10 protein-coding genes are annotated in these 9,573 nt (G+C 70.4%); 7 read left to right on the top strand and 3 right to left on the bottom strand.

What is annotated here, in order from left to right; genetic code table 11:
• The 3 genes from M3B01_RS08700 to ald all read right to left on the bottom strand — a co-directional run.
• A partial coding sequence (locus M3B01_RS08700) for an efflux RND transporter periplasmic adaptor subunit (protein ID WP_259791244.1) occupies positions 1 to 1,055 on the bottom strand: 1,055 nt, incomplete at its 3' end.
• Complete coding sequence (locus M3B01_RS08695; protein WP_259791241.1) at positions 1,052 to 1,570, bottom strand: hypothetical protein; 519 nt, start codon at positions 1,568 to 1,570, stop codon at positions 1,052 to 1,054. The genes M3B01_RS08700 and M3B01_RS08695, both read right to left, overlap by 4 nt.
• Positions 1,571 to 1,734: 164 nt before the next feature.
• Positions 1,735 to 2,850 (bottom strand): alanine dehydrogenase, encoded by a 1,116-nt coding sequence (gene ald, locus M3B01_RS08690; RefSeq protein ID WP_259791237.1) that lies wholly within the window; start codon positions 2,848 to 2,850, stop codon positions 1,735 to 1,737.
• Positions 2,851 to 3,057: 207 nt separating this feature from the next.
• Between ald and M3B01_RS08685 the strand changes: the two genes are divergently transcribed.
• From M3B01_RS08685 to M3B01_RS08655, 7 genes are all read left to right on the top strand, one after another.
• Entirely contained in the window at positions 3,058 to 4,662 is a 1,605-nt protein-coding gene (locus M3B01_RS08685) for an ABC-F family ATP-binding cassette domain-containing protein (RefSeq protein ID WP_311203215.1), read from the top strand.
• 154 nt (positions 4,663 to 4,816) lie between these two features.
• Positions 4,817 to 5,431: a helix-turn-helix domain-containing protein gene (locus M3B01_RS08680; RefSeq protein ID WP_259791236.1), complete on the top strand. Its 615-nt coding sequence runs from the start codon at positions 4,817 to 4,819 to the stop codon at positions 5,429 to 5,431.
• A gap of 101 nt (positions 5,432 to 5,532) precedes the next feature.
• A complete protein-coding gene (gene efp / locus M3B01_RS08675) occupies positions 5,533 to 6,090 on the top strand; it encodes an elongation factor P (protein WP_259791234.1) in 558 nt (185 codons plus the stop codon).
• A gap of 1 nt (position 6,091) precedes the next feature.
• Complete coding sequence (gene nusB / locus M3B01_RS08670; protein ID WP_259791232.1) at positions 6,092 to 6,631, top strand: transcription antitermination factor NusB; 540 nt, start codon at positions 6,092 to 6,094, stop codon at positions 6,629 to 6,631.
• An 84-nt stretch (positions 6,632 to 6,715) separates the two neighbouring features.
• On the top strand, positions 6,716 to 7,300 hold the full coding sequence (gene pyrR / locus M3B01_RS08665; RefSeq protein WP_259791230.1) for a bifunctional pyr operon transcriptional regulator/uracil phosphoribosyltransferase PyrR: 585 nt from the start codon (positions 6,716 to 6,718) through the stop codon (positions 7,298 to 7,300).
• A complete protein-coding gene (locus tag M3B01_RS08660) occupies positions 7,297 to 8,253 on the top strand; it encodes an aspartate carbamoyltransferase catalytic subunit (RefSeq protein ID WP_259791228.1) in 957 nt (318 codons plus the stop codon). Before pyrR ends, M3B01_RS08660 begins: the two co-directional genes overlap by 4 nt.
• On the top strand, positions 8,250 to 9,572 hold the full coding sequence (locus tag M3B01_RS08655; RefSeq protein ID WP_259791226.1) for a dihydroorotase: 1,323 nt from the start codon (positions 8,250 to 8,252) through the stop codon (positions 9,570 to 9,572). Before M3B01_RS08660 ends, M3B01_RS08655 begins: the two co-directional genes overlap by 4 nt.
• The last annotated feature ends 1 nt before the right edge of the window (position 9,573 follow it).

Here is a 9,573-nt window from a genome sequence, read left to right as displayed (position 1 = left end):
GCGCCCACCGCCACCTGGTCCCCGGCAGAAAGGTCACCGCCGGTGATCTCGACCATGTCATCAGCGAAACGCCCGACCTCCACCGGCACGCGCGTGACCGTGTCGCCCGTGACGACATCGACCGCGAAGCCGCCTCCCGGTTGCGCGAGCAGAGCTCTCACGGGAACCGTCAGCACACCCTCAGCGATCGTGCGCGAGGACTTCACGCTCACTGACACGTGAGCATAGGACTCCGCGGCGGCAGGGTCCTTGAGCGCGACTCGCACCGGGACCTTCACTCGCGACTCGCCCGACTCCTCTTCCTTCTCGACGGCCGGCCCGACCTCCTCGACCACACCCTCAGCCTCCTCCCCATTGGGCAGGGAGACGGTCACCTCCTGACCCTTGGCCAGCAGGTCACGCTGGGCAGGTTGCACGTCCGCGGTGGCGAAGAGGGTCGTGTCGCTGACCTCGAGGACTGCATCGCCGGCCGGTGAGCCGGGCCCCGCGAGCTGCTTCTGGACCCGCGCATCCTCGGGCAGGAACACCACGCGTCCGCGCTCCAGCCGCTTGTCCTGCGGTAGCCCCAGGTCCTTCTGCCACTTGGCGATTGCCGCGGCTGTGTACCCGTTGAAGCGCTCATCCGGCTCTCCCGTGAAGTAGCCGAGATCAGCCAGATTCTGCTCCAGCTGCTGGACGTCACGACCCTTGGACATGCCTATCTCGAAGTCCCGCCATACCGGCAGTTCACCGCGCAACGCCATCACCGGCTCGTCGTCGATCCGCATGAGCTCGTCACCCGGCTTCAGCGTGCTCCCGGCCGGCGCCACTGAGGTCAGTGTGCCGGATAGTTCGGTGCCGATGGTCCGCGTCGGCCCGTACCCGAGAGAACCTTTGACCTCCACGCGCTCGCGCAGATCGATTTTCTCCGCCGTCGAGGTCTCAACCGGCGCGGTCGAGGCGGCGGGAGGCTCCTCCTGCATGGCATGCGCCAAGGCGAAACCGCCCGCCCCGACGGCCAGCATGCCCGCAGCAACAGTCGTGACGACGAGGGTGCGCCGCTTCCGCCCGGTCACTGACCCACCCCTGCGCCGACCACGAGGCCCGCCTCGGACGAGCAACGCTCGATATCGGCCGGATCAGCATCGGGCACACCGCTGATGACCGGCCCCTGACCCGAACCGAAATCGGGATCCGGCACGTCGTAGCCCGCCTCACGCATGCACTGGGTGAAGGCCAGCATCTGCTCCTCAAGCTCACCGCTGCCGATGGGCTCGGCCTGCGCGGGCGGAGGCCCGAGCTTCTCCTCGCAGGTCTGCAGCGCCTTGTCGAAGTCGCCGCTGTCCTCATCTCCGCTGAAGGAGCCATCCTCGTTGACCGGGATGCCGCCACCCTCACCGAGCTCGATGCCCTCCGCCTTCATGCACTGGGTGAAGTCGTGCTGCCACTGCTCGACACTGCCCGCGGCGTTGCCAAGGCTCGACTCCTCGCCGGCGTCCGTCGTCTTGTCGCCGCAGGCCCCCAACACGAGCATGGCCCCGCACAAGACGACGGACGCTTTGAGAACGGCGGGCTTGAGAACGTGACGCATCTGATTCCTCCATCTATGGCGTCTGCTATCGGCAGCTCTCCTGCCGATGTCCCGAGGAGCGGGACGGCGCCATCCTGGAGTGGCCACGGTTGTCAGGAGGTAAAGGGAGGCATTCACGTTCTGTTTACCCCTGCGCGCCGGGAGGGTGGGCGGCGCGCTACACCTCAGCCGAGCACGGCGGTCACCTCAGTGAGGTCCAGCCCATGGGCCTCGGCGGTGCCGGCATGCGTGAGCGCTCCCTCGTGGGTGTGCAGGCCCAGCGCGAGCGCGCCGTCGGCCCGCAGCGCCTCCTGCCAGCCCGCCGAGGCGAGCTTCAGGACATAGGGGAGCGTCGCGTTGTTCAGTGCCACGGTCGCGGTGACCGGCACTGAACCGGGCATGTTCGCCACGCAGTAGTACACCGCCTCGTGCACCGCGAAGGTGGGATCATCATGCGTGGTGGGGCGCGAGTTCTCGAAGCAGCCGCCCTGGTCGATCGCGACGTCGACGAGCACAGAGCCCGGCTTCATCCGCGCGACCATCTCGTCGGTGACGAGCTTGGGCGCCTTCTTGCCGGGGATGAGCACGGAGCCGACCACCACGTCGGCCTTCTCGACCTGCTCGGCGAGGTCGAGGCTCGTCGAGTAGCGGGTGAGGATCCCGCCGTGGTGCATGTTCGCGATCTGCCCGAGCCGTGCGACGTTCAGGTCCATCACGGTGACGTTCGCATGCAGGCCGTGCGCCATGAGCGCTGCCTGCTCGCCCACCATGCCGCCGCCGAGGACCAGCACGTTCGCCTCGGAGGTGCCGGGCACGCCGCCCATGAGCATCCCCGCCCCGCCGAGCGGCGCCATCAGGTGGTAGGCGCCCACCTGCGCGGCGAGCCGCCCCGCGATCGCGCTCATCGGCGCCAGCAGCGGCAGGGTCCGGTCCGGCAGCTGCACCGTCTCGTAGGCGATCGCCGTCGTGCCCGTCTCGAGCAGCGCCTCCGTGAGCTGCTGATCAGCGGCCAGGTGCAGATAGGTGAACAGGATCTGCCCCTTCCGCATCCGCCCGTACTCCTCGGGGAGCGGCTCCTTGACCTTCACGATCATCTCGGCCTGCTCCCACACCTCGTCGGCCGACGGGAGGATCCGCGCTCCCGCCGCGACATACTCCTCGTCGGTGACGCGCGAGCCCAGGCCCGCTCCCGTCTCGACGAGGACCTCATGGCCTCGCACCGCCAGCTCGTGGACTGCGGCGGCGCCAAGGCCCACCCGGTTCTCGTTGTTCTTGACCTCGCGGGGAACCCCGATGCGCATCTGCGGTCTCCAGCCTCTCTGCCGAGCTCCGTGGCCGCGGTCACGGCCACACCCCCAGGATCGCACCTCTGAGCCGTCGCAGGGGACAGTTTTCCGCTGTGGTGCGCGGCACCGTCGCCCGGTCTCCGCGTACCCCCGCACCGCGCCCGGCCCTAGACTCGATCCGGCCCTCCTCCGGGCCATCCCCGTCGGACAGGAGCCCCGCCCGTGATCACCGTGCACGACCTCGCCATCCGTGTCGGCGCGCGGTTGCTCATGAGCGGAGTGTCCTTTCAGGTCACCCCCGGCGACCGCATCGGCCTGGTGGGCAGGAACGGAGCCGGCAAGACCACGCTGACCAAGGTGCTCTCCGGCGCGATCCAGCCCACCGAGGGCACCGTAGAGGTGAGCGGGGAGCTGGGCTACCTGCCGCAGGACACCCACAGCGGCGACGACTCCGAGACGGTCATCTCCCGGATCCTGTCGGCCCGGGGCCTGGACGACGTGCTGCGCCGCCTGCGCCGCGCGGAGGAGGAGATGGCCGACATGAGCCTGTCCGAGGCCAGGCGCGAGAAGGCCATGAACCGCTACCCGCGCCTGGAGGCCGAGCTCGATGCCGTCGGCGGATACGCAGCCGAGGCCGAGGCCAAGCGCATGGCCGCCAACCTCGGGCTGCCCAATCGTCTGCTCGAGCAGGAGCTGGGCACCCTCTCCGGTGGCCAGCGGCGGCGCGTGGAGCTGGCCCGCATCCTGTTCTCGCAGGCCACCACCATGATCCTCGACGAGCCCACCAACCACCTCGATGCGGACTCGGTGGTGTGGCTGCGTGAGTACCTGATGAGCTATCGCGGCGGGCTGATCGTGATCAGTCATGACGTGCAGCTGGTGGAGCAGGTGGTGAACAAGGTCTTCTACCTCGACGCCAACCGCGCCGTGATCGATGTGTACAACATGGGCTGGAAGCAGTACCTGCGCCAGCGCGAGGACGACGAGAAGCGCCGCCGGCGGGAGCGGCTCAGCGCCGAGAAGAAGGCCTCCGCCCTCACCGCCCAGGCCGAGAAGATGCGTGCCAAGGCCACCAAGGCGGTGGCGGCCCAGAACATGCTGCGCCGTGCCGAGCGGATGCTGGAGAGCACCGAGGGGGATCGGCAGCAGGACCGCGTGGCCTCCCTGCGCTTCCCCAAGCCCGCACCGTCGGGGAAGACACCGCTGATGGCGGAGGGACTCTCGAAGTCCTACGGCAGCCTGGAGATCTTCACCGACGTGGACCTGGCCATCGACCGCGGATCCCGCGTGGTGATCCTGGGGCTGAACGGGGCGGGCAAGACCACCCTGCTGCGGATCCTGGCCGGAGTGGACCAGCCGGACACCGGGAGCATCCTCCCTGGGCACGGCCTGCGCATCGGGTACTACGCCCAGGAGCACGAGACCCTGGACCTGGACCGCACCGTGCTGGAGAACATGATGAGCGCGGCCATCGAGCTGCCCGAGGTGGAGGCCCGCAAGATCCTGGGCTCCTTCCTGTTCTCCGGTGACGACGTGCACAAGCCCGCCCGGGTGCTCTCCGGCGGGGAGAAGACCCGCCTGGCCCTGGCCACCCTGGTGGTCTCCAGTGCGAACGTGCTGCTGCTGGACGAGCCCACCAACAACCTCGATCCCGCCAGCCGCGAGGAGATCCTCGGGGCCCTGGCAGCGTTCGAGGGGGCAGTGGTGCTGGTCTCACACGATCCCGGCGCCGTCACCGCGCTCTCCCCGGAGCGCGTGCTGCTGATGCCCGACGCGGTCGAGGACCTGTGGAACGCGGAGTACGAGGAGCTCGTGCAGCTGGCCTGAGCCGGTTCCCCCTCCCTGAGCGGTGGGGGTGACCACCCCTGGATCGGGCGGGGGCCGGATGGCCTCCCCGGTGGTGCACCCGGCGGCAATCAGTTCGTGCGGACTGATTGGCGAAGTACAGCGGAATACAGCTGTGCAGTGCTAGGGTGTGGACATGCACGTGCTGCTGCTCGCCCCCTCCCGATCCGCCTCCCGGGCCGGACGGTCCGATCCCGTCGCCGAGCTGGGCGAGGCCCTGGCCCCACTGGGGCTGCGCCGCCCGCTCGAGCGCACGATGGGGGAGGAGGCCATCGTGGTGCTCGACCGCGCCGAGCAGGCCGTCGAGGCGATCTGCACCACCGCCGAGCTCGGGGGCTGGTGCGTGGGACTCGGCGTGGGTGGGGTCGACACCCCGCTGCCGGCCGAGGTGCGAGCCCTGCGGGGGCCGGCCGTGGACGCCGCGCGCCAGGCGCTGCGGGCCGCCCGTGCCACGGCCCAGGTGCCGCTGTCCGTCCGCGCGGGCGATCCCCGTCACGCTGCCACCGCGGCCGACGCGGAGGCCGTGCTGCGCCTGATCGGATGGATGATCGCCACCCGCAGCACGGGCCAGTGGCGCGTGGTGCGGGCGCTGCGCGGGAATCCCCAGCTCACCCAGCGTGACCTGGCCACCCTGCTGGGCATCACCCAGCAGACGGTCTCCCGCTCGCTGAAGACCAGTGGCTGGCGCGAGGAGAGTGCGGCGCACCCGCTGCTGGTGCGCCTGCTGGCCATGATCGATCTGACCTCATGACGGCGCGCTATCCTTGACCAGCGCTCGCGGCCCGCCCCGAGCGGTCCACCGAACCACGCCTGCCGGCCCTGCGGCCCGGGTGGGCAGCTACGAGGAGATCCATGGCGACGACGAACGACCTCAAGAACGGAATGGTCCTGAAGCTGGACAACCAGCTGTGGAGCGTTGTCGAGTTCCAGCACGTCAAGCCCGGCAAGGGCCCGGCCTTCGTGCGCACCAAGCTCAAGAACGTCCTGTCCGGCAAGACCGTGGACAAGACCTTCAACGCGGGGGTGAAGGTGGAGACCGCGACCGTGGACCGTCGCGACATGCAGTACTCCTACCTCGACGGCGACATGTACGTGTTCATGGACACCTCCACCTGGGAGCAGACCAACGTCACCTCCGAGGTCGTCGGCGACGCCAAGGACTTCATGCTCGAGGGGCAGGACGTCATCGTCGCCTTCCACGAGGGCACCCCGCTGTACATCGAGCTGCCGGCCTCTGTGGTGCTCGAGATCACCTTCACCGAGCCGGGCCTGCAGGGCGACCGCTCCAGCGGCGGCACCAAGCCCGCCACCGTGGAGACCGGCCACGAGATCCAGGTCCCACTGTTCCTGGAGCAGGGCACCAAGGTGAAGGTGGACACCCGCTCGGGCGACTACCTCGGGCGCGCCTGACGTGACCGACACCCCCGGCGCGACCCGCAGGACCCAGAAGGACCCGGGCCTCCCCCTGCCCGGCAGGGAGGGGGAGGAGGTGGCCTTCGAGCGCACCGTTCCCGCCCGCACCGACCGCCTCACCGGCCGCAGTCGCGACCGCATCCGCGCGATCGACGTGCTCTACGAGGCCGATGCGCGCGGTCGCGCTGTGCGCGAGGTCCTCGAGGACCGCATCGCCCGCACCGCCGCGCAGTCGCCGCTGCCGCAGTGGTCCCGCGAACTGGTGTCGCTGTACGCCCAGCACGCCGAGGAGATCGACGAGCAGCTCGCCACCCATTCCCGGGACTGGCCCCTGCAGCGCATGCCCGCGGTGGATCGAGCGATCCTACGGCTGGGGGCGGCCGAGGTGGTGCACGGCCCCGAGGAGCCTGACACCCCGCGCGGCGTGATCGTGGGCGAGTACACGAAGATCGCCGAAGTGCTGTCCACGGAGGGCTCCCCCCGGTTCGTCAACGGCCTGCTGCAGCGCCTGCTGGACATGCGCAGCATGCTCAGCTGAGACCGCACTACACTGCGCACGAACCACCTGAACGTCACCACCACCCTTTAACGACGCGTCCTGTGAGGCGCCCAAGGGAGAGCAATGACCGACCAGTCATCGACTGACCATCGCAGTCGGGTGCTGGGCACGGAGGAGATCCGCCGTGCCCTGACCCGCATCGCCCACGAGATCCTCGAGAGCGGCCACGGCGCCGAGGACCTGGTGCTGCTGGGCATCCCGCACCGCGGCGTCCCCCTGGCCCGCCGTCTGGCGGAGAACATCGTCCGCGCCGAGGGCCTGGGCGGCGACATCGAGCGGCTCCACGGCTCGCTGGACATCACCCTGTACCGCGACGACCTGCGCAAGCACCCCACGCGGGCACCGAGCCCCACCCGCATCCCCCACGAGGGAATCGACGGCCGCACCGTGGTTCTGGTCGACGACGTCCTCTACTCGGGCCGCACCGTGCGCGCCGCCCTGGACGCCCTCAGCGCCATCGGACGCCCCGCAGCGGTGCGCCTGGCGGTGCTGGTGGACCGCGGCCACCGCGAACTGCCCATCCGAGCCGACCACGTCGGCAAGAACCTCCCCACCTCGCGCTCCGAGCGGGTGTTCGTCCACCTCACCGAGACCGACGGCGAGGACTGCGTCGACATCGTGCGACCGGCGGGTGAGGACCAGGCATGAGGCACTTCATCTCCATCTCCGATCTGGACCGCACCGAGGCCGTCGCCGTGCTCGCCACCGCCGAGCACATGGCAGCCACCCAGTCCCGCTCGATCCGCAAGCTGCCCACCCTGGTGGGATCCACCGTGGTGAACCTCTTCTTCGAGGACTCCACGCGCACCCGCATCAGCTTCGAGGCCGCCGCCAAACGCCTCTCGGCCGACGTCATCAACTTCTCGGCCAAGGGATCCAGCCTGTCCAAGGGCGAGTCGCTCAAGGACACGGCTCTGACCCTGCAGGCCATGGGTGCCGACGCCGTCGTGGTGCGCTCGGCCTCCTCGGGTGCCGCGCACCAGCTCGCCCATGCCGGGTGGATCGACCAGCCGATCATCAATGCCGGCGACGGCGCCCACGAGCACCCCACCCAGGCCATGCTGGACGCCTTCACGCTGCGCCACCACCTGCGCCCCGGCGATCCGAACGGGGGGCTGGACGGCCTGCACGTGGTCATCGTGGGCGATGTGCTCCACTCCCGGGTGGCCCGCTCCAACATGCTCCTGCTGACCCTGCTGGGAGCCCGCGTCACCCTGGTCGCACCGCCCGCCCTGCTGCCCGTCGGCGCGCACGCCTGGCCCTGCGAGGTCCTCTACGACCTCGACGAGGCCCTTGCGGCAGGCCCGGACGCCGTGATGATGCTGCGGGTGCAGCGCGAGCGGATGGTGGGCGGGGGCTTCTTCCCCACCGAGGGCGAGTACAGCCGCCGCTACGGGCTCAGCACCCAGCGGGCCGCACGCCTGCCCGACCACGCCATCGTGCTGCATCCCGGCCCCATGAACCGCGGCTTCGAGATCGCCGGGGACGTCGCCGACTCCGACCGCAGCGTGATCGTCGAACAGGTCGCCTCCGGGGTGTTCGTCCGCATGGCCGTGCTCTACCACCTGCTCGCCACCGATGACCGGGAGGACGCCCGATGACCACGAACCTCACCGCACCGCCCCCGGCACCCGTTCTGGTGCGCGGCGGCTCCCTGTACGGCGACGAGCACGCCGACGTGCTGCTGGTCGGCGGTCTGATCCAGGAGGTCGGCCCTGATCTGACCGCACCCGAAGGCACGGAGATCATCGACGCGCAGGGCTGCGTGGTCTTGCCCGGCCTGGTGGACCTCCACACCCACCTGCGCGAGCCCGGCGGCGAGGAGTCCGAGACCATCGAGACCGGTACCCGTGCCGCGGCCCGGGGCGGCTTCACCGCCGTCCACGCCATGGCCAACACCACGCCCGTGGCCGACACCGCCGGCGTCGTCGAGCAGGTGGCCCGCGCTGGTGACAGCGCCGGCTGGTGCACCGTGCGGCCCGTCGGCGCGGTCACCGTGGGCCTGGCGGGGGAGCGGCTGGCCGAGCTCGACGCGATGGCCAGCTCCCGCGCCCGGGTGCGGGTGTTCAGCGACGACGGCAAGTGCGTGCACGATCCCGTGCTGATGCGCCGCGCCCTGGAGTACGTGAAGGCCTTCGACGGGGTCATCGCCCAGCACGCCCAGGACCCCCGCCTGACCGAGGGCTCGCAGATGCACGAGGGAGTGGTCTCCGCCGAGCTGGGCCTGACCGGCTGGCCGGCCGTCGCCGAGGAGTCGATCATTGCCCGCGACGTGCTGCTGGCCCAGCACGTCGGCTCCCGCCTGCACGTGTGCCACCTGTCCACCGCAGGCAGCGTGGACATCGTGCGCTGGGCCAAGCAGCGAGGCATCGCCGTGACCGCAGAGGTCACCCCGCACCATCTGCTGCTGACCGACGATGAGGTGCGCGGCTTCGACGCCCGCTACAAGGTCAACCCGCCGCTGCGCACCCAGGCCGACGTCGACGCGGTGAGGCAGGGCCTGGCCGACGGCACCATCGACATCGTCGCCACCGACCACGCCCCCCACCTGCGCGACGCCAAGGACCGCGAGTGGGACCAGGCCGCGATGGGCATGACCGGCCTGGAGACCGCCCTGCCGATCGTGCAGCACACCATGGTCGACACCGGCGCCCTGAGCTGGCGGGACGTGGCCCGGGTGCTCTCGGAGACCCCGGCGCTGATCGCCCGGGACGAGGACCACGGCCGGGCCCTCGAGCCGGGAGCGCCCGCCCACCTGCTGGTGTGGGACCCGCGCCCGCGCCGCGCCGTGGACGTCGCCGAGCACGCTTCCCGCAGCGCCAACAGCCCCTACATCGGCCTCGAGCTGCCGGGCATGAACCGTCTGACCGTCCACGCCGGTCGCGTGACCGTGCGCGACGGCGCACTCGTGGAGCGCTGAG

Origin of the sequence: Brachybacterium sp. p3-SID957 (assembly GCF_025144775.1) — a bacterium.
Lineage (GTDB): Bacteria > Actinomycetota > Actinomycetes > Actinomycetales > Dermabacteraceae > Brachybacterium > Brachybacterium epidermidis.
This window is presented reverse-complemented; position numbering and strand designations above follow the sequence as displayed.

Excerpts from the sequence above, each read along its gene's own strand:
- M3B01_RS08695 (WP_259791241.1), bottom strand. The coding sequence starts at position 1,570 with ATGCGTCACGTTCTCAAGCCCGCCGTTCTCAAAGCGTCCGTCGTCTTG.
- M3B01_RS08655 (WP_259791226.1), top strand. The coding sequence starts at position 8,250 with ATGACCACGAACCTCACCGCACCGCCCCCGGCACCCGTTCTGGTGCGC.
- M3B01_RS08660 (WP_259791228.1), top strand. The coding sequence starts at position 7,297 with ATGAGGCACTTCATCTCCATCTCCGATCTGGACCGCACCGAGGCCGTC.
- efp (WP_259791234.1), top strand. The coding sequence starts at position 5,533 with ATGGCGACGACGAACGACCTCAAGAACGGAATGGTCCTGAAGCTGGAC.
- ald (WP_259791237.1), bottom strand. The coding sequence starts at position 2,850 with ATGCGCATCGGGGTTCCCCGCGAGGTCAAGAACAACGAGAACCGGGTG.
- pyrR (WP_259791230.1), top strand. The coding sequence starts at position 6,716 with ATGACCGACCAGTCATCGACTGACCATCGCAGTCGGGTGCTGGGCACG.
- M3B01_RS08680 (WP_259791236.1), top strand. The coding sequence starts at position 4,817 with ATGCACGTGCTGCTGCTCGCCCCCTCCCGATCCGCCTCCCGGGCCGGA.